The following is a 25,875-nucleotide window of genomic DNA, read 5'->3' as shown; positions in this document are numbered from 1 at the left end:
TTGATATCCTGATAAAAAGTAGAAAGTACTTTAATTTTAAAAATTAGAAAACAGTAAAAATATTAGATGCCAAAAATTAGATTAAATAAAGCGGTAAAGGAATTCAATATTTCAACATCCAGATTAGTAGAATTCTTACAGTCGAAGGGTATTGAGGTTGAAGCCAATCCTAACGCTCAATTAGAAGAAGCGGCATATTCTGCATTGGAAGCTGAGTTTGCCAAAGACGGCGAGCAGAGAAAAGCATCCCATGAGGTGGTGATCACCAAAGTTCCGGAAGAAAAACTGGAAATCGAGGAAAAGAAAACCCCTGAAGTAATAAGAGCTAAATCAAACAGACCTGAAACTAAAATTTTAGGTAAAATAGATCTGGAAGGTAAAAAGCCAGAGCCGGAAGCTGTTACTCCGGAACCACAAAAAGTGGAAGAAAAGGTTGAAGAACCTGTACAGCAAAAAGAAACTCCTGAGCCGAAAGCGGTTCCGGAAAAACAGGAATTTAAAGTTTTGGATAAAATTGACCTTTCACAGATTGAGTCTAGAAACAGACCTTCTAAAAAAGACCAGCCTAAACAGGAAGAAAAGAAAGCAGCCGAAAAACCTGCTGAACCTGTAAAGGAAACTCCGAAACCTGCGGTCGCTAAAGAAGAAACAAAAACAGTGGAGCCAAAACAGGCAGAAACTAAGGCAACAGAAGTGATGCCTGCTGAAACAAAAACTGAAGCTTCGGCTGAACCGGAATCTCAGAAAATAGAAACCGTTTACCAAAAACTTGACGGACCGAAAATTGTAGGTGAAAAAATAGACTTAACTCAGTTTGCGCCAAAAACAGGTCCGGGAGCCAAGAAAAAACGTAAGAGAATAGAGAAACCAGGCGGTCCTAATCAAAATACAGGAAATAACCAGCAAGGTGGAAATAATCAGGGTGGACAAAACCGTCCTCAGGGTCAAAATGGTCCTGGAGGAAACCGTCCGCCAGGTCAGGGTGGCTATCAGGGTAACCGTCCAGGCGGTCCGGGTCAGGGTGGTCAAAACCGTCCTGGTGGCCCACAAGGTAACCGTCCTCCAGGACAAGGAGGTCAAAACCGTCCAGGCGGTCCAGGCCAAGGTGGCGGAAACCGTTTCGGAAACAATAACAGACCGGGTCAAAGAACCATGCCGGTTGAATTGACAGACGAACAGGTTAAAAACCAAATCAAGGAAACCCTTGAAAAATTAACAAATAAAGGAGGTAAATCTAAATCTGCTAAACACAGAAAAGATAAAAGATCTTACCGTAGAGAACAGGATAATCTTCAGCAGGAAGCTGATGCAAGAGATACGTCATTAAAAGTTACAGAATTTATCACTGTCGGGGAACTGGCAAGTTTGATGGACGTAAGTGCAACTGAAGTAATTTCTGCTTGTTTCTCTCTTGGTGTCATGGTGACCATGAACCAGAGATTAGAAGCTGATACCTTATTATTGGTAGCCGACGAATTTGGTTATAAAATCGAATTCTCTGATGCTGATCTTGAAGATACTGACGCTGAAGACGAAGTAGATACAGAAGAAAGCCTTGTTTCAAGAGCACCTATCGTTACTGTAATGGGTCACGTTGACCACGGTAAAACTTCATTGCTGGATTACGTAAGAAAGACCAACGTTATCGCTGGTGAATCCGGAGGAATTACCCAGCATATCGGAGCTTACAACGTGAAACTGGAAAACGGTCAGAGAATAACATTCTTAGATACACCGGGTCACGAAGCGTTTACCGCGATGAGAGCGAGAGGTGCACAGGTTACCGATATAGCAATTATCGTAATCGCTGCCGACGATGACGTAATGCCGCAAACTAAAGAAGCAATTTCCCACGCGCAGGCTGCAGGTGTACCGATGATTATTGCAATCAACAAGGTAGATAAGCCGAATGCCAACCCTGACAACATCCGTCAGCAACTTTCTGGAATGAATATTTTGGTGGAAGAATGGGGTGGAAACGTTCAGGCACAGGAAATTTCAGCTAAAATGGGTAATAATATGGATCTTCTTTTGGAGAAAGTATTGTTACAGGCAGAAATGCTTGAACTGAAAGCCAATCCTGACCGTACAGCAAACGGAGTTGTAATTGAAGCATCTTTAGATAAAGGTAGAGGTTACGTAGCAACGATGTTGGTACAGACCGGAACTTTAAAAGTTGGAGATTATGTAGTAGCAGGTAAAAACCACGGTAAGGTTAAAGCTTTGCTTGATGAGAGAGGTAAAAACCTTGAAGAGGCAGGTCCATCTATCCCAGCAACAATCTTAGGTCTTGACGGAGCGCCTACAGCAGGTGATAAATTCCGTGTTTATGCAGACGAAAGTGAAGGTAAAGCTATCGCAAATAAAAGAGAACAACTTCAAAGAGAACTTTCTATCAGAACCAAAAAACATACGACACTTGAAGAATTGGGTAGACGTATTGCTTTAGGAGAGTTCAAAGAATTGAATATTATCCTTAAAGGTGACGTGGATGGTTCAGTAGAAGCACTTTCTGATCAGTTACAGAGATTATCTACAGAAGAAATCAGCGTGAAAATCCTTCACTCAGGTGTTGGACAGATCACTGAATCTGATATTAACTTAGCGGCAGCGTCTGATGCAATTATCATCGGATTCAACGTAAGAGCTGGTGCTAATGCAAAAGAATTGGCAGACCGTGAAGAAATCGAAATCAGAACATATTCTATTATCTACAAAGCGATAGACGAAGTGAAAGAAGCGATGGAGGGAATGCTTTCTCCGGAAATTCAGGAGCAGGTAATCGGTAACGTAGAAATCAGAGAAGTATTCAAAATTTCTAAAGTAGGAACTATTGCAGGTTGTATGGTTCTTACCGGAAAAGTAACGAGACAGTCTAAAGTAAGATTACTGAGAGACGGTATAGTGAAATTCGATGGTGAACTTGAAAGTTTAAAACGTTTCAAAGACGACGTAAAAGAAGTTACAAAAGGCTACGAATGCGGATTAAACCTTAAAGGTTATAACGACATCGAGCAAAATGATATTCTTGAAGTTTACGAAGAAGTATCAGTGAAGAAAAAGCTGAAATAAGCTATTTATCGCATAAATAAATGAAAGACCGCAATCTCATGACTGCGGTCTTTTTTTTGACGAAATTTAATTTATAATAATTCTAAATAAAATAAAACTTATTAGTTGAAAACTGTTAATGTTTTTTAACAATTGTTTGATGCTAAAAATTATGCAATAAAATTGGTTTATTATTAAATAATTCTTAATAATTTAATTAAATGCTTGTTTAGATTATCGAATTTATTTAATTATCACTTATTATTGAATTTTTTGTGTTAATAATTTTTAACATATTTGCAGAGTTAAATATTAAAATTTGTTAATATGAATGTGAAATTAAAAGTGTTAACGGTTGGGTCTTTCTTCTTTTTAGGAGGGACACTGCTTGCTCAGAAAAGTCAAAGGGACACAATTACTGAAAAAAGTATTGATGAAGTTGTGATACTAGGGTATAGTAACAAACGATTAGTTAAAAATAATAACTCTGCGGTTACAACGATCACTCCCGAACTAATTGAAAATAGACCAAATATCAACGCTCTATCCTCAATTCAAGGTCAGGCGGCGGGTTTGCAGATTTCTTTCAATTCAGGCTCGCCTGGTAGTAACAAGATTACAGCCATTATCCGTGGGGTAGGATCAATTAGTGGCTCTGCGACACCGTTATATGTTGTTGATGGTATTCCCGTGTCTGAAACTTTTTTTAGAAGTATAAATCCTGATGATGTAGCTAGTAGTTCTGTATTAAAAGATGCTGAAGCTTCTGCGGTATTTGGTAATAGAGGTGCTAACGGAGTAATCATTATAACTACAAAAAACGGGAAATATAATTCTGCTCTAAAAGTGGGTTATTCTTCAAACGTTGGTGTAACTATGTTGCAAAAACATAGATACAATATAGCAAACTCTCCAGAGACTTTAATGTTCGAAAAGCAGAATAACGCAGGTTTAGGATCTACATTATCTGATAGTGAAATTGCTAATTATCCAACTACCGATTGGGAGAAGATCTTTTTTAGAACAGGATTTACACAAAACCATTCTCTTACATTACAATCTGGTGGTAGTAATATTTCTAATTACACCTCATTTAATTATTTAGATCAGGAGGGTATTGTAACAAATACTGATTTTAAAAGAATGTCTGTTAGAACAAACTTCCAAGGTAGATCAAATAATAATAAATTTAATTTCTCCAGTAATATCGCACTTACATATTCTAGAAGAAATCAGTTAGAACAAGAGACAAGAACCGATATTAATGCGAATGTTTTGCAAAATCCATTACAAGGATTGTTGACATCTTTACCGTATGTAGACCCAAATGTATATGTAAGTGGGCAGCAGCTTTTCAATGATTTTGGAGCTCCAAGTTTCCAGATTATCCCATACATGCTAATGGACTATTTGAATCCGGGAAATATTCCAAGTAGATTCGATGAATTAAGATTATTAGCTAATACGGTTGGTAAGTATAAATTCACAGATAATTTAAGTGCGCAGATAACCACAGGTGTAGATTATTCTCAGGAAACGAGAATGTTTGCTAGATCTCCATTTTCATATTTGGCGGTATCAAGTAAACCTGCAAATGTTGAATTCGGAGGAATTGAGCAACGAGCAAACACAAAAGATTTTGCATTTAATAATGTGGTAAAGTTAACCTATGAAAAAACATTTGCTGACAAGCATGATGTTGAAATTAGTGCTTATACTGAATATTTAAAGTACCATAGAGTTACAGATTCTTTTACTCAAAATGGATTAGACCCAAAAACGTGGGTTTTTGGTGCAGGAACGGGCTGGCCGCAATTTATTCCAACTCCATCACCTGGACTTTACAGACCAACAATTGCTGCAACTAAAAATGATGCAGGATTATTTGCATATTTTGCTACAGCAAGTTATGATTATAATAAGAAGTATGGTATCTCGGGAAGTATAAGAAGAGATGCGGCTTACAGATTTGCAAGCGAAAATAAATGGGGTACATTCTGGTCTGTTGGTGCTAGATGGAATATCGAACAGGAAGAATTTTTGAAGTCAAGCATTTTTAATCTTTTAAAATTAAGAGCTTCCTATGGTGTCCAGGGTAATCAAAATATTGCTGCAGCAGCTCCAGGATTTAGTGCAATCTATTTGCTACCATCAGCAGTTAGAAATCTAACCTCTACAGCAGGAAGCGGATATGGTAACAATCCTCAGTTAAGTACTTCAATAGCTAATGAAGAATTGCAGTGGGAGGTTCTAAACCAAGCTAACGTCGGTGTTGATTTTGATATTAAAAATGGGATACTTTCTGGATCTGTAGATGTCTATAACAAAGAAACAGAAAAACTGTACAGTATAATGCCACTATCTGCAACTACCGGCCAATATACAATAAATGGAAATATTGGTGATATGTATAATAGGGGTGTTGAACTCTCTTTGAGATCAAATATTTTTAACAGAAGTGATTTGAAATTGAGTATTTTTGCAAACGGCGCGTACAATAAAAACAGAGTTACAAAGTTAGCTCCCGGAAAAATTTATCCTAATAACCCGTTTTTAACAGAAAATAGTACTTCAACGTTATACGGTACAACTTCAGAAGGTCATATGCTTGGAGAGTATTTCATGGTACCGTATCTCGGAGTAAATCCTACGACTGGTTTGGCACAATTTCAAGATAGAAATGGTAATGTGACAACTACACCAACTAATGATGACAGAAGATGGACTGGTAAATCTTTCCTTCCTGTATATCAAGGTGGATTTGGTTTGAATGCTAGCTACAAAGGATTCTTTACGGATGTTTTATTTACATATGCTGCAAAAGTATGGAGAGCAGATTTTGATTTGTCAAGCTTAAGCAGTCCTTCAAACGTTGGAGTATTTCCAATTACTAGAGATTTACTTAATGCGTGGACTCCAACGAATACAAATACAGATGTTCCAATTATAACTGATATAACTGGTTATAACAATTCATCAACTTTTTCTGATAGGTTTCTAAAAGATGCATCTTTTGTAAGATTAAGAAATGTTACTGTTGGATACAATTTTGGAAAGGAGTTGCTAGGTAATACTCCTATCTCCCAGTTTAGAATCTATGCTCAGTTAGAAAATTTCTTTACTTTCACAAAATACAGAGGATTTGATGTAGAAGGTGGAAATGCGTCAAACCAAGGAGGTTTCCCGACACCGAGGGTGGCAACAGTAGGTGTGGATGTTCAGTTTTAATTTTAAAGTTTAAAAAAATGAAAAAAATAATATTATCAGTTATTCTTTTTACAGCTCTTTGTTCAGTAAATTCGTGTAAAGATGCTTATGAAATTATTCAGGACGGAGAATTTAGCGAAGAAGCAACTTTCCAGTCTGTGAATGACATGCAAAAATTTGTTAATAATACGTATGATAGAATGGATGTTTCTAATGAAATCACATTTACATCTATTTTTACCGATGAATTAGGAATTGGCAGCCAAAATGGAGGACAAAATATAGGATTGTATAATTTTATTCTAAATTCAAATAATGGTTTTGCTAGCGGTATGTGGTTGTCGCATTATCGCACAATTAACTCTGCAAACAGATTGATAGAAGGCTCAAAACTAATCACTCCTAGTTCAGCTGATCAGGCAGCGTATAATTCCATTTTAGCACAGGCTCGTGCTTTGAGAGCTTTTTCACATTTTCAGCTTTTAAGCTATTTTGCTCCAAATATTAAAGATAACAATTCATTAGGAGTAATCTTATTAGATAGGGTACCTGGTGCCAATGAAAAACTTCCAAGAAGCACTGTTGGTGAAGTTTTTGCGCTTATAGAAAGTGATCTAAACTATGCATACGCTAATATAGATCCTGTGAAATTACCGTCCACTTCATCTGCTGCCTATAAATTTGTTTCTAAAACGTTTATCGATGCTTTAAGAGCTAGAATGTATCTGTATAGAGGGAATTATGCTTTAGCTGAGCAATACGCAGATGCTGTAATAAATACCTCCGGATTGAGCCTTACTCCTACAGGAACTGTTGTATTGAATCCGACAACAGGTCTTGCCAACGCGGCGTTTTATGGAAGTTATACTGTAGCATCCACTAGTCCATATAAGAGCATGTTGCAAGATTTTACAAGAGGTGAAGTGATTATGGCTTTGGATCGTCCAATTGGAAAAGTGGGAATTGCTGCTCAATTTTACTTCAACAGAACTAATCTTACAGGTGGGCCTTACATGGATTTAGGAAGAGCTGTTTATAATCTTGTTGATGTGCCAGGTGATGTTAGAAAACATGCACTACTTGATCCAACTTCCAAAATTGATCCTAATTATCAGTCACTACCATTTAGCCAGTATTTACTTAACGATGTCTTATGTATAGATAAGTATTCTGGAAAGGCTGGAACAGGAAATCAAGTTGAGTTGCTTAGTGATTTGAAACTTTTCAGACTTTCTGAAATGTATTTCATCAAAGCCGAATGTAGAATCAATGCAAATGATCTGGCAGGTGCTGCTCAAAGAATTAAAGCAGTTAGAGACGCCAGAAACTTTTTAGGTCCTGTAGCCTTACCTGTGTACGCAACTGCATCTCAAGCATGGGCTGATGTACTTAAAGAAAGAAGAGTTGAATTAGTATTAGAAGGTCACAGATATTTAGATCTTAAAAGAATTGGAGCCTTAGCAGGTGTTACCAAAACGCAAAGACATCCTAAAGATGTTGAAGGATATTCCATAAAAGAAATCGATATTAGTGATAATAGATTTACTTTACCAATTCCGTCTGATGAAATCAACGCTAATCCAATCCAGCAAAACCCTGGTTACTAAAAGAATCATATTTTTGAATTATTTTTTATACCGCCCTGCAAATTTTTTGCAGGGCTTTTTATTGCTCTTTATTTCTTATTTTTGCCTCGTCAATCTTATCAGAAAAGATTTGATTTTTAATTCAATGAAATACATATTTCTCCTTATTATATTATTTTGCACAAATCTCCGTGCCCAAATTGTAACTGACACACTGGCAGGCAGGTCAGATTCAGATACCATCATCGTAGATTCCGGCAAGAAAGATTCTTTACAGATCTTTAAACCTACCATCAATGATTACCTTATCCAAAAACAGTATGCGGAGAAAAAAATCTTCGATACCGTAATGACGATGGATAAAACCTATATCTTTTCCCAGTACAACAACAGAGACAATTTTGGAAGAGTGCAGTTTTCAAACATCGGAGCAGGATTCAATCCGCTTTCTTATGAGTTTAATCCGGAGCAGAATCTTTCCATTCTTCCCACCAACAAAAGCTACAGTATTCTGGGAGCCGATGATGTTCTGTATTACGACGTAAAAACCCCCACAGCATCTTTTATCTATCACAATGCTATGCGAAACGGTGCCGCTCTGCGTTCCACTTACACACAGAATATCGGGAAAAGATTCAATTTTGCAGTAGAATATTCTGGTCTGCGATCTCAGGGGATTTACAGAAACTATTTGGCTTCAAACAACAACACCATTTTCTCAGGCCACTATGTTTCCAAAAGCGGTAATTATGAAGTGTTTGCCCACTATCTTCATCAGAATGTCAACAATCAGGAAAACGGAGGGATTGTAGAAGATAATCTTTTTCAGGCCGGTGATTCGGCCTATCGTAACAAATGGAGTGCACAGGTTAATCTTGAAAATTCAAGTTCGCAGTTTTCATACAGAAGATATTATCTCAGTCATCAGTTTTCACCTTTCAACTCAGAGAAATTCCCGTTCAGAATAAGACATACAATTTCTCATCAGGGAAATAAATATTATTATAACCAAAGTTCGGCAGATCCTTACTGGTATAATCTTCCTGCGGAATTGGTTAACGCTTTTTCACCCTCCACAAAAAAATATTCTGATAATTTCAGCAATACCGTAAGCCTGGTTTTTGATAATGCCAAATTTAAACTGGATGCCGGTGTAAGATATCAAATGTTAAAATATGGTCTGAATGAGGTCGTTCTTTCCAGTCTTTCCGTTCCTGCCGAAATGAAAGAAAGCAGAATTGGAGCCGTAGGAAATCTGCAGGTAAATCTTTTCGATAAAATTGCCTTAAAATCATTTTTAGAATTCTCAAACGGAAGCCAGTTCGGAAGTTATTTAAGAACAGCCAATTCACTGAAATTTGAACCCATCAAAGACTATTTTGTGGATGCTCATGTTAATTTTCAAACTTCTACGCCTTCATTTAATTACCTTGCCAACACATCCGTTTACAGAAAGTATAATTATTACCTTCAGGATGCCAGAAATCAGGCAGTGATGGATGTGGGAGGAAGCGTAAATTTAAAATGGTTCAAAACCCAGCTTTTTGCCAATTACTACAGAATCGATAACTATGCTTATTTCAATTCTGATGGGAAGTCTTTGCAGAGCGATGCTTCAGTAAATATTACGCAAATTGGCGGTGATGCAACGTTCAGCTACGGCAAGTTTCATTTCAATACAAGAGTCCAGTTTCAGGATGTTTTGTCCAACGGAAATCTTTTGCCTTTGCCCAATTTTATAGGTCGCGGTAATCTTTTTTTCCAGTCGAAAGCATTTAAAAACGCAGCAGAAATTCAGGCTGGGCTGAAGGTTTATTATTTCACTAAATTTGCCTCAAGAGAATATTTTCCCATTTTAAACGAATATATTCTTCCGGGCAGCGACTCATTTTCTATCGGAGGAAAACCAATTGCGGATGTTTATTTTAATTTAAAAGTTAAAAAAATGTTCTTCTTTATTGAAGGCCAGCAAATCGGCAATCTGGTGACGCCGAATACAGCTTATGCTTTTCCACATTATCCGGTGTATGATTTCAGATTAAATCTGGGAATCGTCTGGTATTTGTTCAACTAAAAAATAAAAAGTTGAGAACTTTAAAAACGTTAGATTTCAAAAATATACAAAGTATTCCGCAGCTGATCAAAGATTTTATCAGCGGTCAGATTGAAGGTTTTGAAGAACATACTTTTTCAAAAACCAATTTTGAAAAACAGATTGAGAAGAAAAGACAGAGTTTTGCAGATACTCATAGGCATATTTTGTCAAATGAACTGGGCGCTCAGCTTTCGGGATTAAAGCTTTCGGAACTTCAGAAGGAAAATTTAGAAAAACTTAAAAATTCTGAAACATTCACAATTACCACAGGGCATCAGCTCAATCTTTTTACAGGGCCCGCATTTTTTATTTATAAAATTTTACAGACGGTAAAAACCTGTGTTTATCTGAAAGATCAGTTTCCGGATCAGAATTTTGTACCCATCTACTGGATGGCTTCAGAAGACCACGATTTTCTGGAAATCAATCATTTTAAAACCCACAACGGTTATCACGAAATCAGCGGAAAAAGTGGTGGTGCGGTAGGTAAAATTGAAATTTCTGATACTCATTTTATCACAGAATTTGAAAAAGAATTCAAAGATCATATTTTCGGGACAGAATTGATTTTGATGCTGAAAGAATCTTATCAGACGGGAAATACTCTTACGGAAGCGATAAGAATTTTAGTCAACAGGCTTTTTTCAGAATACGGTCTGCTGATTATCGACGGGGATTCAAAAGCTTTAAAAGCTCAAATGAAAGAGATTTTTCAGGATGAAATTTTAAATTCAGCACTGCGTGACCGGTCAGAACAAAAAGTAGATTTTCTTTCTGAAAAATACGGAAAGGTTCAGGTGAATCCGCGTGATGTCAATCTTTTTTACCTTTCAGAAACAAGAAACAGAATTGATATTTTCAAAGATGAATATCAGGTTAATGAAACTGAAATTTCGTTTTCTAAAGATGAAATAATTGATGAACTTAATAGTTTTCCGGAAAAATTCAGTCCGAATGCTTTGATGAGACCTGTTTATCAGGAGAAAATTCTTCCCAACCTGGCCTACATTGGCGGAAATGCCGAAATCATGTACTGGCTGGAGCTGAAAGATTATTTTGAATCTGTAAAAATTCCGTTTCCCGTTCTTATTCCAAGAAATTCGATGGTTTTCGTTGAGGAAAAAGTGTTGAAAAAAATTGAAACTTTAAAACTTAATATCGAAGATTTTTTCGGAAATTTCACTCAGGTCACCAATGCTAAGATTTTAGATGACCACGAAATTTTAAAATCTCTGGATGAAAAAGAAATCATTATTCAACAGCATTTTCAAAATCTGAAAGCGCTTGCAGAAAAAACCGAAAAATCTTTCGGGAATATGGTGAAAGGTGAAGAGATAAGACAGATGAAATCTTTCAGCAGACTGAAAAAAAGACTGTTAAAAGCAGAAAAAATAAAGCAGGGTGAATTGCTTGAGAGACTTGAAAATCTTTTTGCAGAAATAAACCCCGCAAAAATCTGGCAGGAAAGAGTTTACAATTTCAGTGTCTTTTTTGCAGATCACGGCACAGATTGGGTAGCCGCCTGCTACCAGGAAATGGATGTGAAAGAATCAAAACTAATAATTGTTGCCATTTAATTTTAAAGAAGTATTTTTGTAAACTATTTAAAATCACAGAATGATTAAAAAGCTTTTCGTTTTATCAGGTTTAATAACAGTTTTAGGGCTTTCTGCACAGAAGACCCACAAGGTTGTGAAAGGTGATAACCCGTACAATATTTCAAAAAAATACGGCATCACGGTTGATGAATTTTATAAATTAAATCCCAAAACCAAAGACGGTTCTTTGGCGATTGGGCAGGTTTTAAATGTGAAATCTTCCTCTGCAGCTGCACCTAAAGTTCAAACTTCTGCACCTAAAGTAAAAGAGCTGGGAAAAATTGTTCTTCAGCCAAAACAAACCATTTACGGGATCACAAAGCAGTATAAAATTTCTGAAACAGATCTTAGAAAACTGAATCCCGATCTCGATGCGCATACCAAAATAGGTGATGAGATTACGCTTCCCTTAGAAAGCATCAAAAAATACGGAGGCACGCAGGTTGCCGTTGCAGAACAGCCCGTAAAAACAGCTCCGGCAAACAATAAAACAAAAATTGATACAGGAAACGACAGAAGTGCTGCATCATCTTCTGCTTCTCAGAGTGATGAATATGTGACCTACACTGTAGAATCTGGCGACACCGTTTTCTCTATCGTCAACAAATACGGAATCAGCATTGATGAGCTTATCGCCCTTAATCCTGATCTTGCAAAAGGTCTTAGAACGGGCATGGTTCTGAGGATTAAAAAACTGGATCCTGCGTACGTAAAGAAAAACGGCGATGCGCTCAACGTTGTATTAATGTTGCCTTTCGGGTACAGTTCAAACGATTCTCAGTACAGAGCGATGGCAATGGATTTCCTTACCGGAGCAAAACTGGCTATAGAAAGAAACGCAGGAAACGGGCAGAAACTTGATATCAAAGTGGTAGATTCCGGCAGTGAAGCATCATTCAGAAATTCTTTAACGCAGATTAATCCTAATAATACGGATCTGGTGATTGGGCCTTTCTTCAAATCAAACGTAATTGATCTTTTAGATTTTACCAAAAATCAGAAAATTCCTGTGGTGGCGCCTTTTGCAAATTCGGCAGATCTGCATGGGTTCAGTAATTTGATTATTCTTGAAACTACAGACTATACTTACGCTGATAAAATTGTGGAGGAAGTAAAAGCAGTATATTCAAACCAGAAAATATATGTTGTTGCTGATGCCAAAAAAGAAAATGCCAACTATCTCAAGGCTGGTTTTGAAAAAGCATTAAACAGCCCAAATGTAACCATTGTAAATTCTGCTTCAGAGATTGAGCTGGACCAAAATATGATGACAGGGCAGTCTGCACCGGTAATTGCTGTTTTGGCAAACGACAATGACGCGGCGGGTGAGGCTTTTGCCACTAAAATAATTGCGCTTTCTAAAGAAGTTCAGGGTCTGAAGGCATTCAGCATGTATTCTGTTCCTAGTTTTGAAAAGAAAGCTGATGATCTGGTACAGGCAAATCTGGTATATTTAATGGACAGAAAGATCGATCCGGACGGAAATTTTGAAAATGAAATTTTAGCAGCCTACAAAGCAAAATACTGTAAAGCGCCCGGAAAATATGCCGTAATCGGTTTTGACGTGGTTAATGATATGTTAACCCGCGAAAACAAAAAAGGTGAAATCTTTAAGCAGATGAATAAAGTGCAGACGCAGCTTGCAACCAAATTTGAATTTACGCGTGCTAAAGCAAACGGAGCCTATATCAACAAAGGCTTCAGAGTCATTAGACTTGAGCAGTAATCTATTAGAAACTATTTTATAATATTTAATTAAATACATGAAAGCACTTGTATTTCCTGGGCAGGGTTCACAGTTTGTCGGGATGGGAAAAGAATTATACGATTCCCGAAAAGACATCAAAGACTTGATGGAGTATGCCAATGAAATTCTGGGATTTGACATCACAACCATCATGTTTAATGGGACAGATGAAGATCTTAAGAAAACAGAAGTTACACAACCTTCAATTTTTATACATTCAGTTGCTGCTTTGAAAGCGGTAAACGGTCTCGGCGCAGAAATGGTTGCCGGTCACTCTCTTGGAGAATTTTCAGCATTGGTTGCCAACGGCGTTTTGTCTTTTGATGACGGTCTTAAGCTGGTTTCTGAAAGAGCAAAAGCAATGCAGGCGGCATGTGATGCCAACCCAAGTTCTATGGCAGCGATTTTAGGTCTGGATGATGCTAAAGTGGAAGAAATCTGCGCATCAATCAGCGGAATTGTGGTTCCTGCAAATTACAATTGCCCTGGGCAGCTGGTAATTTCAGGGGAAACATCTGCAGTAGAAGAAGCCTGTGTAAAGCTGAAAGAAGCTGGAGCAAAAAGAGCTTTACTGTTACCGGTAAATGGAGCCTTCCATTCACCTCTCATGCAGCCGGCACAGGAAAGACTGGCAGCTGCAATTGAAAATACTAAATTCAGAAAGGCTACAATCCCTGTTTATCAGAATATTACTACAACGTCTGTTACAGATCCTGATCAGATTAAAGCAAACCTTATTGCTCAGTTAACGGGGCCTGTAAAATGGACGCAGTCTGTGCAGAATATGATTAAAGACGGTGCTACTCACTTTGTAGAAGTGGGGCCGGGCAAAACGCTTCAGGGTTTGATCAAAAAGATTGACGGCGAAGTAACCTCTGCATCAGCAATTTAAAAAATACAAAAAAAATGGGCGAAATTTATTCACCGGGAAAGCTGATGCTTACTTCAGAATATTTCGCTGTAGACGGAGCTCTTGTCCTGGCAGTACCAACCAAGCTGGGACAGGAGTTTTTTTTTGATGAAATTGCAGACGCAAAATCTCTGATATTCTGGGAAGCGTATCATCAAAATAAATTATGGTTAAAAGCTGTCATAGATTATAAAAAATGGCAGATTGTAGAAACCAATATTCATTCAAGTGCTGAGTTTATTCTAAAAACACTCAAAAATGTTCAGAGTCTTTCTGAAACCAAATTTAAAGGCACAGATTCTTATAATTTAAAAACAAACCTCCAGTTTCCCGCCGATTATGGCCTGGGAAGCAGTTCTACATTAATGAACAACCTTGCTGAATGGTCACACATTGATCCCTTTCTTTTAAATTCTTTGAGTTTAGGCGGCAGCGGTTATGACATTGCGGTGGCAAAAGCCAAATCGGCAGTACTCTTCCAAAACAAGCCCGAAATACATTTCGAAAAAGTAAATTTTAAACCAAAATTCAAAAAAGAGCTGATTTTCATTCACTTAAATCAAAAACAGGACAGCCGTGAAGGAATCAGTCTTTATAAGTCTAAAATAAAGTCTCAGAAGATGATTGATGAATTTTCTAAACTCACAAAGAATATATTATTGTGTGATGAATTAGATAATTTTTCTGAACTAATGATGCTTCATGAACAACGTATTTCAGAATTTATTGAAATTCCGACAGTTAAATCGATTTTCTTTGAAGATTGTGCAAATTTTGTTAAAAGTTTAGGTGCCTGGGGCGGTGATTTTGTGATGAGTGCAAAATTTGAGGGTTATGAAGAGTATTTTTGGGGCAAAGGTTTTACTACCATATACAATTGGGATGATATAATAAACTGTTAATCAACCTGTTAAATTGTCTTATTTTTATTTGTCATTTTCACATATATTTTTATATTTATCGAAGTTTAACAAATCGTTAATATTAACACTGTTAGATCAACAAAAAGCAAAAAGAAAATATAGTAAAATGAAAAACGCTAAAATCATCCAGGATTTACAAAAATTAGGGATTAAAGGAGATTACGAATTAATTTATAATCCTTCCTACGAAGAATTATATCAAGCGGAAATGTCGCCTGAAAATCAGGGTTTTGAAAAAGCTGAGCTTACAGAATCCGGTGCGGTTTCTGTACAGACAGGGATTTTCACAGGCCGATCGCCTAAAGACAGGTACATTGTGCAGGATGATGTTACGAAAGATACTATTTTCTGGGACGGTAAAGTAAATTTACCTACAACGCCCGAAATTTTTCAGTCTTGTAAAGATTTAGTTTTAACTCAGCTTTCCGATGCCAAAAAAATATATGTTGTCGATACATTTTGCGGTACCAATGATGATACAAGACTTAAAGTAAGATTTATCGTTGAAGTGGCATGGCAGGCGCATTTCGTTACGAATATGTTTATCCGTCCTTCTCATTACGATTTAGAAAACTACGGAGAGCCCGATTTCACGGTAATCAATGGTTCGAAAACAACCAATCCAAACTGGGAAGAGCAGGAATTGAATTCTGAAAACTTTGTAATGTTCAACCTTACGGAGAAACTTCAGATTATTGGCGGAACCTGGTACGGTGGAGAAATGAAGAAAGGAATGTTTGCGATGATGAATTATTACCTTCCGTTAAAAGGTATGGCATCAATGCACTGTTCTGCAAACGTGGGTGAAGAGGGAGATGTAGCGTTATTCTTCGGACTTTCGGGAACAGGAAAAACAACTTTGTCTGCAGATCCTAAAAGATATTTAATTGGTGACGACGAGCACGGCTGGGATAACAATGGCGTTTTCAACTACGAAGGGGGATGTTATGCTAAAGTAATCGATCTGTCAGCAGAAAAAGAACCGGATATTTTCAGAGCAATTAAAAGAGATGCTCTTCTAGAAAACGTAGTAGTCAACAACGGAATCGCTGATTACACAGACGGATCTATCACAGAAAACACTAGAGTTTCTTACCCAATTTACCATATCAATAAAATTGTTTTACCTTCTAAAGCAGGTCACGCGAGCAAGATTGTTTATCTTTCTGCTGATGCGTTCGGGGTTTTGCCTCCGGTTTCTATTTTAGATGAAAATCAGGCTCAGTACCACTTCCTTTGCGGCTATACTTCAAAATTAGCGGGAACTGAAAGAGGAATTACAGAACCGGAACCATCGTTCTCTCCGGCATTTGGAGAAGCTTTCTTAACATTACACCCAACGATGTATTCAAAAACTTTGATTGGGAAAATGAAAGAACACGGTGCAAAAGCATATTTAGTAAATACAGGCTGGAACGGAACCGGAAAAAGAATTTCTTTAAAAGATACAAGAGCAATCATTGATGCCATCATCGACGGATCAATTGAAACTGCTGATAAAACAACAATTCCGGTAATGAATCTGGAAATTCCAACTTCGTTGCCGAATGTTTCTGAAGGGATATTAGACCCAAGAAATACGTACAGTGACGTTGCAGAATGGGAAGAAAAAGCAAAAGATCTTGCTGCAAAATACATCAAAAACTTCGAGCAGTACTGCGGTAATGACGAAGCCAAAAAGCTGATTGCTTCTGGTCCTCAACTGCAGGAACAGACCATTTAGAAATAGTGAAATGAAGCCTCATCGATTGATGAGGCTTTTTTTTTATGCCCTAAAAATAACACGTGTTAATATAAATTAATTAATACGTGTTATTTGTTAATCTTTTATATATTTGTATATAAATATTTGATAATGAATACTAAATTAACATTAACAATAGAAAAATCTGTTATTGAAAGAGCTAAGAAATATGCTAAAAATCGGGAAAGAAGTCTGTCTGAGCTTATAGAAAACTATCTGAAGGCATTGGTTAATACAGAGTCTGATAAGAAAGGACAGGAAGATTTGACTGCAACTGTGAAGAGTCTGAAAGGTTCATTTAAGATGCCAAAAGATTTTGATGAAAAAAAGGAACTTACCAATCGTTTGACAGAAAAATACCTGTGATGGAAAATATTCTTATAGATACTGATGTTATTTTAGATTTTTTCTTTGACAGAATACCTTTCTCAGAAGATGCTTCTAAAATTTTAAGTAAATGTGAAAAGGGAGAAGTTCAAGGTTTTGTAACCGCGGTTATATTGAGTAATATTTATTATTTACTGAGAAAAACCTCTACGCACATTAAAGTAACCGGTAGTCTTAAATCACTTCTCACTTTCATACATGTCTTGCCAACAGATAAAAACACTGTTGTTGATGCACTGGATTCTGAATTCAAAGATTTTGAAGATGCTTTGCAAAATTTTTCTGCTCAGAATGCAGATACAATCAAAATTATTATTACCCGAAATATTAAAGATTATAAAACCAGTGGTTTGTCAATTATGACACCTGAGACTTTTCTGAAAAGTTTCGGATAGAGACAATTTATCAGATCTTATAAAGAAAAATGTCAGTTGCCCGATCACAATACTCTATCTGAATTCCTGCATGTTAAATTTTCAATTTCAGAATTTATAAGCTCAAAACCGCCAATCGATATCCCTCCATCCCAAAGCCAGACAAAACCGCATCCGTACAAGCTGCCGTTACAGATTTCTGACGGAATTCTTCACGTTTGTAAATATTACTGATGTGAACTTCTACTTTTGGTTTCTGAATATTTTTTAAACAGTCGGCAATCGCATAAGAGTAATGAGTGAAAGCTCCGGGATTGATCACGACTGCATCAAAATCATCTTCCTGCAGACGGTTGATCAGTTCACCCTCAATATTGGATTGATAGTACAAAATCTCATGAGAAGAAAACTCCGATTTCAGTTTTTCCAGATATTCTTCCATAGAAACACTACCATAGATTTCCGGCTCCCTCGTTCCAAGAAGATTTAAGTTAGGACCATTTACAATTAAAACTTTCATAGGATAAATTTAGATAATTTAATTTAAAAAAAGAGATTATCAATTTACAACCAGGAAATTTTGAAAGAGAAAATGCTTTCTTCGCCTCCAGCACCCCGAATCCCGAATCCCGCACCCCATAACCCGTATTGCGCACCTCGCACCCCTGACTTTCATCATAAATAAACGCCAAACTCAATTTTCTACCCTATATTTGTAATAAAGATTTTTGTTTGAAGTTTTTCATTTCATTTTTCATCGTTTTTACCATCGCCATGCGTCCTGTTTTGCCGATGATCAACTATGCAATAAATTATGACTATATCGTAAAAAATCTCTGTGAAAAAAGAAATGTGGAAGATTCCAACTGTAAAGGCAAATGTTTTGTAGGGAAAGAACTGGCGAAAATTGAAAAGCAGTCTAACGGTTCTCAAAATGTGAAAATTGCAGGTTTGGATGTATTTCTTTCTTATGAAATTCTGTCTTTTTCAGATAATTTAAATCTTGCTTTTCAGTTGAAAAATCCAAATTCGGGTTACTTCAATTTTAATACTTCAGAATATTATTTCAGAATATTTCATCCGCCGTTAGCTTAGATTTTGCTTAAACTAAACTTATTGCTTGAGTTATAGAATCTTTGAAGAGGGCAGTAGTTGCTTTGCAGTATTTTAAAAATCTATCGGATCTCTTTAAAAAACTAAATGCAGCAATTTCAAATGGTTCAGATTTTCAATTCATATTAAATTTAGTTTAAAATTACTGAGCTTTATTTAATCAAATTATCAATTTCAATTAAAATTAAAATGAAATCAAAATTATTATTAACGGCATTATTGTCTGTTTCATTATTAGCCTGTGCGCAGGAAACCCCGAATGTAAGACACAAAAAGAAAAATACATCAGCAAAAACAACGGTGCAAAAACCAAAATTTGTAAACGCCATTGACCCAATCTGTGATATGAAAACAGACAGTGATATGAAAGACACTGTAGTTTACAAAGGAAAAACGTACGGTTTTTGCAGTAGCTACTGTAAGGATGAATTTAAGAAAAATCCTGAGAAATATGCTCAAAAATAATAAGCAAAACAATACGAAAAGTAAGATCATTATTCCGGTTGTAATTATTGCTTTATTGTTCTTGGGAATTGGTTTCGGAATGAGTTATTTTAAAACCAGTCTTTTTACAGTGATGAAGGTTCCTGATTTTAAATTAACTAATCAGAACAACAAACAGATTACCAATAAAGATATGATCGGTAAAGTTTATCTGGTTGAATTTTTCTTCAGCAAGTGTCCCACGATTTGCCCAGTAATGAATACCAACATGAGAGCAATTGAGGATGAAATTAGTAGTCCAAAGTTCGGAATCATTTCAATAAGCATTGATCCGGAAAATGACACTCCGGAATTATTAAAAAATCATGCAGAAAAGATTGGTGCAAAATCACCGAACTGGCATTTTTTGACAGGTGATCGCGGTTACATTGGTAAAATTGCTGATCAGTTTGATATTTATGTGGGAGATCAAGAAGATGAAAGTGAAAATCTCAATCACAGCGGGATGATTGCTCTTGTAGACCAGGAAGGTAATGTCCGTTGTCGCTACAACGAACAAAATATGCCGATTCTTTATTATTCAGGTTTAAATTACGAAGATAAAGATGGAAAAATTGCTAAATTAAACGGCAAATATCATCCGGACAGAGAAAAACTGATAGAAGATATTAAGAAATTATTGAGAGAGTAGGAAGAGGGCAGATGGAAGTCGAAAGTTATGGCGCTTTATTATAAACTTCCAGCTTCCATCACCCCGCTTCCAGCCAAAGAATTAAAAGTTTAACCTTACATAAAACGTTATGAAGATTTTTAAAGTAGCTGCATTTACTGCAGTATTTGCGGCGCAGTTTGCGTTTGCACAGTTCAAGCAGACGCCTTTGCCATACGCTTACAATGCCTTGGAGGGTAATATAGATGCTCAAACCATGGAAATTCATTATTCAAAACATGCAGCAGCTTATGTCGCTAACCTGAATAAGGCAATAGCAGGAACTCCACAGGAAAAGCAAACCTTGTTTCAGATTTTGTCTACGGCTTCAAAAGTGAGCCCGGCTGTGAGAAACAATGCAGGTGGCCACTATAATCATGAGTTATTCTGGACCGTTCTTACCCCTCAAAAAGACACTAAACCATCAGCTAAACTGATCAAAGCTATTAATGACGCATTCGGAAGTCTGGATGCTTTTAAAGAAAAAATGGCTAAAGCAGGAGCAGATCGTTTCGGTTCTGGCTGGGCTTGGCTTTCGGTAGATAAGAGCGGAAAGCTGTTTGTTTCTTCAACGCCTAATCAGGATAATCCTCTAATGGATGTTGTGGAAGAAAAAGGAACGCCAATTTTCGGAATCGATGTTTGGGAGCATGCTTACTATCTGAAGTATCAGAATAAAAGAGCAGATTATCTTACAGCGATTTGGAATGTGACCAACTGGAAAGAGATCAGCAGAAGATACGATGAAGCATTGAGTAAGAAATAGTTTCGATTAATATGAAACGAGCCGTACATCAATTGGTGTACGGTTTTTTTGTCGGATTACCTAAAATGAAAACTGCACTTAACAGCAAAAAAAAAAATAGTCATTGAATGAATCAATGACTACAGTAGCCCGTAGGGGAGTCGAACCCCTCTTACCAGGATGAAAACCTGAGGTCCTAACCGATAGACGAACGGGCCATCTACCAATCTGTAATACATTACAGGGTTAGCTTTTTGTTTTTACAAGTTTTGCTCTTGTTAATTATCCGGTTAGTGATAATTAAATGAGTAGCCCGTAGGGGAGTCGAACCCCTCTTACCAGGATGAAAACCTGAGGTCCTAACCGATAGACGAACGGGCCTACTATATAATTACGCTAATTTATTAACGTGCTTAGTCAATTTACTTTTCAAGTTAGCAGCCTTATTCTTGTGAATAATGTTTTTCTTAGCTAATTTGTCAAGCAAAGCGATTACTTTAGGCAATTGCTCAGTAGCAGCTGCTTTGTTTTCTTCGCTTCTCAAAACTTTTAATGCAGTTCTTGCAGTCTTGTGGTAATATCTGTTACGTAGTCTTCTAACTTCGTTTTGTCTGATTCTCTTAAGTGCTGATTTATGATTTGCCATATCGTTCAAATGTGAGTGCAAAAGTATAGTCTTTTTTTTTATCTACCAAATTTATTTTCAAAAATTTTTAATTTTCTTCTGATAAATATTTTCTAAGCTTTTCTCTTGCGAGTTCTATTTTTAAATTTTCGTTTTCTTTTTCAATTTTGCGGATTGTGCTTGTGAGCATAATCACTGCATTGTTCCAGTCTCCAGTAGTGTTGGTAAAGGTGAGACCGTCTATGACAATCTCAAAATTAAACCGCTCTCCTTCCCGTTTCAGCCTGAAACTTATTTTCTCGTCACTGCCTGTAATCCCGTCTTCATTGATCTTTAAATCATAACTTTTTGGGGCTGAATGGATTTTCTTAAAAAGCAACTTGGCTTCCTGAATTTTAAAATCCGGCATATCTGATAATTTGTAGTCTATAGGAGAATCGAACTCCTGTTGCAAGGATGAAAACCTTGAGTCCTAACCACTAGACGAATAGACCAAATTTTGAGGTTGCAAAAATATATATTAAGTTTTACATTTCAAAATTTTTCGCCTATTTATACATCTTTTGTATGATTGTATTTTTAATTCCTTTGGCTTCCAGTTCTTTTTGAAGTTTTACTGCATCTTCCAGAGAGTATTCTTTTCCGTATGTGTAGTAGAATATGCCGTTCATTTTGTTTCTTTCAACATCTTTTAGCGTCTGGAGAATATGTGAATTGGCACTCAGTTTATCTTTTCCTACGTATACTTCTATATTGTAATATCCAGTATTCAGTTTTTGATTTGGCATAAACCCAACTGCATACGCGTTTTTAAATCCTGCATCCTTGGCAGTTTTTATGTTCTGATCTTTAACGGATGCCATATTGGTAACACTATAATAGTATTTATAAATACCGCCTTCTTTCATCGGCAATATGTAATTTAAACCACGGAATGCCGGATCACCCTCATCATATTTTGTAGGCGTAGTCATCAGCAGAATTCTGAAATCATTCTTTAACGGAACTTCAATAGGTTTTTCAGGTTCTGGTTTTTTGTTTGAGGTTAGTTTGCCCGTTTTTCTGTCATAGGCTTTTTTATAATCGATGATTGCCAGATAAATACTTTCTGCAATTTCTTCCTGGCCTTTGTCTGACGCCAGATAATGGCTTTCTTCAGGATGATTGATAAACCCGGTTTCAATCAGTACCGATGGCATTGCATTCATTCTTAAAACGTGTAAATTTTTCTGGAAAACTCCGCGCGAAACTCTTTTGTCTCGGTTGACGAAATTTTCTTCCACCAAACCTCCCAGCAGCGAACTTGCCTCCAGATATTTGCTCTGCTGCAGTTTTAAAGCAATTAATGATTCCGGTGAGTTCTGGTTGTATGAACCAAAGGTTTGTTTATCCTTCTCATCTAAATAAATTACATCATTCTCCCTTTTGGCTACTTCAAGATTTTCGCCATTCTGATTGGGACCCTGTACAAAAGTCTCTGTACCATACGCGGTGTTTCTGGCTGCTGAATTACAGTGGATGGATACAAAAAGATCTGCTTTGCTTCTGTTCGCAAGGTTAGTACGGTCTGATAGAGAGGGGAATTCGTCTATTTTTCTGGTGTAAATTATTTTAAAATCTTTATTTTTTTCAAGTTTTGAACCTAATTTTAAAGTGATGGCGAGAGTAACATCCTTTTCTGCAATACGGCCTATATCACTGTATGATCTGTAAGCACCGTGATCGCTGCCTCCGTGCCCTGCATCCAAAACGATGGTGAATTTTTTCTGAGAAAATGCCTGGTGGGAGAAAACGACTAACAGAAATGCTAAAATTATTTTAAAATTTGATTTGTACATCTTTTAGTTTTAAAAATTACACTAATTTTGAACCCAAATTATATCAAATAAAAATTGGACAAAACCGTCTTCAAAAATATATTACAATTTCTTATTATCCTAATTTTTAACAATTTTTTAGCACAGAAAGCTCCCGAAAAATTGCAGAAAAATGTGATAGTTAATGATACCATCCCCAAAGTGGCGAATGATACCATAAAAAAGAAGGATACAATAGTTCTGCCAAAAGAGTCTCTTGCAGACGTTCTGCGTACAAAAGCAGATTCTAAAAGAAGAGATATCCCGAAAAAAATGACTTACCTCGTTCAAAATGCGCAGGTAAAGTATCAGGATATGCAGATTGATGCAGATTATATCTCCATAGACGACGAGAAAAATCTGATCTACGCAAGAGGTAAGCTTGATTCTTTAGGGAATATATATGAGCTGGCGAAAGTGCAGCAGGGTGGCAAAAATTATGAGGTAAAAAGTTTTAGTTATAATACCAAAACCCGTGAAGCAATTGCCTACGATGCAAGAACAGAAGAAAGCGAAGGCCTGATTGTAGCGGATAAAACTAAAAAATACAATGACTCTGTGTTTGTCATGAGGCGGGCAGAATTTACCACAGATAAATATTATATTGATAAGAAAGATACAAGACCGGATTATCACCTCTTGGCTTCTCATATTAAAATGCAGAAAGGAAAAGAAAATTCTACCTTAATTGTAGGGCCTGCACAGATGTATATAGAAGACGTTCCTACACCGCTGGTAATGCCTTTTGCAATACTTCCTTTCTCTGATAAACGTTCCGCAGGGATTTTAATCCCAAGTTTTGGGGAGAGAGAAGATGTAGGTTTTTTCCTGAATGGTTTGGGGTATTATCAACCTATCGGAGAACATTTTGACCTCAGGGTTTTAGCTGATATATATACCAAAGGAAGCTGGAATTTAAGACCTGAAATGAATTACGTTAAAAAGTACCGTTACAATGGTAATTTTTCGGCAGATGTGGGAACCACAGTCCGGGGCATTAAAGGTCTGGATAATTACGGAAAAACCGGAACATACAGAATTGCCTGGAGACATACGCAGGATACAAAAGCAAATCCGTTTTTTACATTTTCTGCTTCGGTAGATGTTACCAGCCAGACGTTTTATAATAATACGGTTAACAACAATTATATTATGGATCAAAGCGTGCTCAGAACTCAGCAGAATTCTACACTTACGCTTACCAAGAGATTTTTAACCTTACCAATTTCCATTACAGGAACGGCATCATACAATCAGAACTTCGCAACAGGACTGGCAGATCTCCGTCTTCCGCAGATGAACATCGCCATCAATCAGTTTTATCTTTTCAAATCTAAAACAGGGGTAAGACAGGGTTTGCTAGAAAATATTACTGTAAATACCGGTATCAACCTTACCAATTCTGTAAGTACCAATGAAGGTGAGCTTTTTACTCAGGCCATGTGGGATAAACTGCAGACCGGCGTGAAAAACAATATTGCTTTGGGGACCAACACCACCATTGCAAAATATTTTACTTTCAGTTTAGGAGCAAATATTGATAATGCTTTAACAACAAAAACACTTACCAGACAATATGATCCCATTCAGAATAAAGTGGTAGATCAGGTGAATAAAAAAGTGGCAGGATACTCTACTTTCAGTACAAGTGCATCTTTGCAGACTACGCTCTACGGAATGTTAAACTTCAAAAAAGGGGGAGCAGTAGAGGCCATCCGTCACATGATGATGCCGAGTTTAAGTTTTTCTTATTCACCGGATTTTGGTTCGCCGGGTTTCGGATATTTCAGAAATTATTATGATGCGGCAGGTGCTTTGACCCCTTACTCAATTTTTGATATGGGTATTGTTGGAAGTCCTTCTTCTGGAGAAACAGGAGCAATGGGATACAGTATTTCTAATAATATTGAGATGAAAGTGAAGTCTAAAAGTGATTCTACAGGTGTTAAGAAGATCAAAATTTTTGAATCTCTGAATATTTCGGGAAACTATAATTTTCTTGCAAAATCGCATCCTTTTTCTATCATCAACGTGAATGGGCAGACTTCGCTTTTCGACAGTAAACTGAGTATCAATACGAGTTTAGCCATCGAACCTTATAAAATTCTTTTTATTCCGGGGCAGGATAACGGGATCAGAACCGAAGATTTCGGATCTTTCAGCGTGCAGGGCTTCAATGTTCAGATGTCTTATCCCTTAACCAGCGAAATTTTCAATAAAAAAGGTGAAAAGAAAGATCTTTCCAAAATTTACGATAAAAAAGGTGAAATCAGAAACGAAAATTATTATTTTGATGATGATAATTATGCCCACTTTGATCAGACCTGGAGTCTGAACGTGAACGCAAGTTACGCCTACACAAGAAATCTTACCAGAGAAGGCACAAGAATTGCCTCCGTTGGTTTGGATGGAAATATGAAGCTTACCCCGTTTTGGAATATTACAGGAAGTACGCACTACGATATGATTACAGGAAAATTGGCTTACACGCGAATTGGTTTTGCGAGAGACCAGCGAAGTTTTACCATTAATTTCAACTGGGTTCCGTTCGGGCAGTATAAAGTGTACGATTTCTTCATCGGTATCAAAGCCAACATCTTAAGCGATGCTCTTAAATACAAAGACAGAAGTTTTACGCAGCCTAACGCTCCGTTTTAAAATCATCTTTTAATTAAAATAGAAATTTTATATTTGCAGCCTAAGCAAAATCAGGATTTGCATATATTGTAAAGCTCAGTAAACTATTTAAATATTCGAAATA

20 protein-coding genes and 3 tRNA genes are annotated in these 25,875 nt (G+C 36.8%); 16 read left to right on the top strand and 7 right to left on the bottom strand.

Annotated features, from left to right (window positions below):
• Positions 1–66: 66 nt before the first annotated feature.
• From infB to ASG31_RS16490, 11 genes are all read left to right on the top strand, one after another.
• Positions 67–3,072: a translation initiation factor IF-2 gene (gene infB / locus ASG31_RS16540; RefSeq protein WP_056035341.1), complete on the top strand. Its 3,006-nt coding sequence runs from the start codon at positions 67–69 to the stop codon at positions 3,070–3,072.
• Between the two features lie 306 nt (positions 3,073–3,378).
• The gene (locus tag ASG31_RS16535; RefSeq protein ID WP_056035339.1) at positions 3,379–6,279 is read left to right on the top strand and encodes a SusC/RagA family TonB-linked outer membrane protein; all 2,901 of its coding nucleotides are present in this window, start codon (positions 3,379–3,381) and stop codon (positions 6,277–6,279) included.
• Between the two features lie 17 nt (positions 6,280–6,296).
• Positions 6,297–7,865 carry a RagB/SusD family nutrient uptake outer membrane protein gene (locus ASG31_RS16530; RefSeq protein ID WP_056035336.1) on the top strand — a complete coding sequence of 523 codons (1,569 nt, stop codon included), beginning with the start codon at positions 6,297–6,299 and terminating at the stop codon, positions 7,863–7,865.
• Positions 7,866–7,989: 124 nt separating this feature from the next.
• Entirely contained in the window at positions 7,990–9,918 is a 1,929-nt protein-coding gene (locus ASG31_RS16525) for a putative porin (protein WP_056035596.1), read from the top strand.
• Positions 9,919–9,929: 11 nt separating this feature from the next.
• Positions 9,930–11,516: a bacillithiol biosynthesis cysteine-adding enzyme BshC gene (gene bshC / locus ASG31_RS16520; protein WP_056035333.1), complete on the top strand. Its 1,587-nt coding sequence runs from the start codon at positions 9,930–9,932 to the stop codon at positions 11,514–11,516.
• 40 nt (positions 11,517–11,556) lie between these two features.
• Entirely contained in the window at positions 11,557–13,263 is a 1,707-nt protein-coding gene (locus tag ASG31_RS16515) for a LysM peptidoglycan-binding domain-containing protein (RefSeq protein WP_056035329.1), read from the top strand.
• 37 nt (positions 13,264–13,300) lie between these two features.
• A complete protein-coding gene (fabD, locus tag ASG31_RS16510) occupies positions 13,301–14,176 on the top strand; it encodes an ACP S-malonyltransferase (protein WP_056035325.1) in 876 nt (291 codons plus the stop codon).
• Between the two features lie 14 nt (positions 14,177–14,190).
• Positions 14,191–15,096 carry a GYDIA family GHMP kinase gene (locus tag ASG31_RS16505; RefSeq protein WP_056035322.1) on the top strand — a complete coding sequence of 302 codons (906 nt, stop codon included), beginning with the start codon at positions 14,191–14,193 and terminating at the stop codon, positions 15,094–15,096.
• Positions 15,097–15,223: 127 nt separating this feature from the next.
• Positions 15,224–16,840 carry a phosphoenolpyruvate carboxykinase (ATP) gene (gene pckA / locus ASG31_RS16500; RefSeq protein ID WP_056035319.1) on the top strand — a complete coding sequence of 539 codons (1,617 nt, stop codon included), beginning with the start codon at positions 15,224–15,226 and terminating at the stop codon, positions 16,838–16,840.
• Positions 16,841–16,972: 132 nt separating this feature from the next.
• Positions 16,973–17,227: a DUF6364 family protein gene (locus ASG31_RS16495; RefSeq protein ID WP_056035317.1), complete on the top strand. Its 255-nt coding sequence runs from the start codon at positions 16,973–16,975 to the stop codon at positions 17,225–17,227.
• Positions 17,227–17,643, top strand: coding sequence for a type II toxin-antitoxin system VapC family toxin (locus ASG31_RS16490; RefSeq protein WP_056035314.1), 417 nt, complete (start codon positions 17,227–17,229; stop codon positions 17,641–17,643). The genes ASG31_RS16495 and ASG31_RS16490 overlap by 1 nt, the downstream gene beginning before the upstream one ends.
• A 94-nt stretch (positions 17,644–17,737) precedes the next feature.
• Here the strand turns inward: ASG31_RS16490 and ASG31_RS16485 are convergent, their stop codons facing one another.
• Positions 17,738–18,142 (bottom strand): type II 3-dehydroquinate dehydratase, encoded by a 405-nt coding sequence (locus tag ASG31_RS16485; RefSeq protein ID WP_056035313.1) that lies wholly within the window; start codon positions 18,140–18,142, stop codon positions 17,738–17,740.
• A gap of 212 nt (positions 18,143–18,354) precedes the next feature.
• On the opposite strand from ASG31_RS16485, the gene ASG31_RS16480 reads away from it, so the two are divergent.
• From ASG31_RS16480 to ASG31_RS16465, 4 genes are all read left to right on the top strand, one after another.
• Entirely contained in the window at positions 18,355–18,717 is a 363-nt protein-coding gene (locus ASG31_RS16480) for a hypothetical protein (protein ID WP_056035311.1), read from the top strand.
• Positions 18,718–18,924: 207 nt separating this feature from the next.
• Positions 18,925–19,200 carry a YHS domain-containing protein gene (locus tag ASG31_RS16475; RefSeq protein WP_056035307.1) on the top strand — a complete coding sequence of 92 codons (276 nt, stop codon included), beginning with the start codon at positions 18,925–18,927 and terminating at the stop codon, positions 19,198–19,200.
• On the top strand, positions 19,187–19,870 hold the full coding sequence (locus ASG31_RS16470) for an SCO family protein (protein ID WP_231433800.1): 684 nt from the start codon (positions 19,187–19,189) through the stop codon (positions 19,868–19,870). Before ASG31_RS16475 ends, ASG31_RS16470 begins: the two co-directional genes overlap by 14 nt.
• 109 nt (positions 19,871–19,979) lie before the next feature.
• Positions 19,980–20,654, top strand: a complete 675-nt coding sequence (locus tag ASG31_RS16465; RefSeq protein WP_056035304.1) for a superoxide dismutase — start codon at positions 19,980–19,982, stop codon at positions 20,652–20,654.
• A 125-nt stretch (positions 20,655–20,779) separates the two neighbouring features.
• On the opposite strand, the gene ASG31_RS16460 is transcribed toward ASG31_RS16465, so the two are convergent.
• The 6 genes from ASG31_RS16460 to ASG31_RS16435 all read right to left on the bottom strand — a co-directional run bounded on the left by ASG31_RS16460 (position 20,780) and on the right by ASG31_RS16435 (position 23,096).
• Positions 20,780–20,851 (bottom strand) — tRNA-Glu (locus ASG31_RS16460).
• Positions 20,852–20,942: 91 nt separating this feature from the next.
• Positions 20,943–21,014 (bottom strand) — tRNA-Glu (locus tag ASG31_RS16455).
• 10 nt (positions 21,015–21,024) lie between these two features.
• Positions 21,025–21,279: a 30S ribosomal protein S20 gene (gene rpsT / locus ASG31_RS16450; protein WP_056035301.1), complete on the bottom strand. Its 255-nt coding sequence runs from the start codon at positions 21,277–21,279 to the stop codon at positions 21,025–21,027.
• 67 nt (positions 21,280–21,346) lie between these two features.
• Positions 21,347–21,667 (bottom strand): hypothetical protein, encoded by a 321-nt coding sequence (locus ASG31_RS16445; protein WP_056035298.1) that lies wholly within the window; start codon positions 21,665–21,667, stop codon positions 21,347–21,349.
• Between the two features lie 13 nt (positions 21,668–21,680).
• A tRNA-Glu gene (locus ASG31_RS16440) sits at positions 21,681–21,752 on the bottom strand.
• A 54-nt stretch (positions 21,753–21,806) separates the two neighbouring features.
• A complete protein-coding gene (locus ASG31_RS16435; protein ID WP_056035295.1) occupies positions 21,807–23,096 on the bottom strand; it encodes an N-acetylmuramoyl-L-alanine amidase in 1,290 nt (429 codons plus the stop codon).
• Between the two features lie 54 nt (positions 23,097–23,150).
• Between ASG31_RS16435 and ASG31_RS16430 the strand changes: the two genes are divergently transcribed.
• The gene (locus tag ASG31_RS16430; protein WP_056035292.1) at positions 23,151–25,772 is read left to right on the top strand and encodes a putative LPS assembly protein LptD; all 2,622 of its coding nucleotides are present in this window, start codon (positions 23,151–23,153) and stop codon (positions 25,770–25,772) included.
• Positions 25,773–25,875 lie beyond the last annotated feature (103 nt).

The sequence above is a fragment of the Chryseobacterium sp. Leaf404 genome (genome assembly GCF_001424145.1).
Classification (GTDB): domain Bacteria; phylum Bacteroidota; class Bacteroidia; order Flavobacteriales; family Weeksellaceae; genus Chryseobacterium.
This window is presented reverse-complemented; position numbering and strand designations above follow the sequence as displayed.

Bases quoted from the DNA above. Each gene is read 5' to 3' on its own strand.
- ASG31_RS16530 (WP_056035336.1), top strand. From the start codon at position 6,297: ATGAAAAAAATAATATTATCAGTTATTCTTTTTACAGCTCTTTGTTCA.
- rpsT (WP_056035301.1), bottom strand. From the start codon at position 21,279: ATGGCAAATCATAAATCAGCACTTAAGAGAATCAGACAAAACGAAGTT.
- ASG31_RS16485 (WP_056035313.1), bottom strand. From the start codon at position 18,142: ATGAAAGTTTTAATTGTAAATGGTCCTAACTTAAATCTTCTTGGAACG.
- ASG31_RS16495 (WP_056035317.1), top strand. From the start codon at position 16,973: ATGAATACTAAATTAACATTAACAATAGAAAAATCTGTTATTGAAAGA.
- ASG31_RS16515 (WP_056035329.1), top strand. From the start codon at position 11,557: ATGATTAAAAAGCTTTTCGTTTTATCAGGTTTAATAACAGTTTTAGGG.
- ASG31_RS16465 (WP_056035304.1), top strand. From the start codon at position 19,980: ATGAAGATTTTTAAAGTAGCTGCATTTACTGCAGTATTTGCGGCGCAG.
- pckA (WP_056035319.1), top strand. From the start codon at position 15,224: ATGAAAAACGCTAAAATCATCCAGGATTTACAAAAATTAGGGATTAAA.
- ASG31_RS16505 (WP_056035322.1), top strand. From the start codon at position 14,191: ATGGGCGAAATTTATTCACCGGGAAAGCTGATGCTTACTTCAGAATAT.
- ASG31_RS16535 (WP_056035339.1), top strand. From the start codon at position 3,379: ATGAATGTGAAATTAAAAGTGTTAACGGTTGGGTCTTTCTTCTTTTTA.
- fabD (WP_056035325.1), top strand. From the start codon at position 13,301: ATGAAAGCACTTGTATTTCCTGGGCAGGGTTCACAGTTTGTCGGGATG.
- ASG31_RS16525 (WP_056035596.1), top strand. From the start codon at position 7,990: ATGAAATACATATTTCTCCTTATTATATTATTTTGCACAAATCTCCGT.
- ASG31_RS16445 (WP_056035298.1), bottom strand. From the start codon at position 21,667: ATGCCGGATTTTAAAATTCAGGAAGCCAAGTTGCTTTTTAAGAAAATC.
- ASG31_RS16490 (WP_056035314.1), top strand. From the start codon at position 17,227: ATGGAAAATATTCTTATAGATACTGATGTTATTTTAGATTTTTTCTTT.
- ASG31_RS16475 (WP_056035307.1), top strand. From the start codon at position 18,925: ATGAAATCAAAATTATTATTAACGGCATTATTGTCTGTTTCATTATTA.
- infB (WP_056035341.1), top strand. From the start codon at position 67: ATGCCAAAAATTAGATTAAATAAAGCGGTAAAGGAATTCAATATTTCA.
- ASG31_RS16470 (WP_231433800.1), top strand. From the start codon at position 19,187: ATGCTCAAAAATAATAAGCAAAACAATACGAAAAGTAAGATCATTATT.
- ASG31_RS16435 (WP_056035295.1), bottom strand. From the start codon at position 23,096: ATGTACAAATCAAATTTTAAAATAATTTTAGCATTTCTGTTAGTCGTT.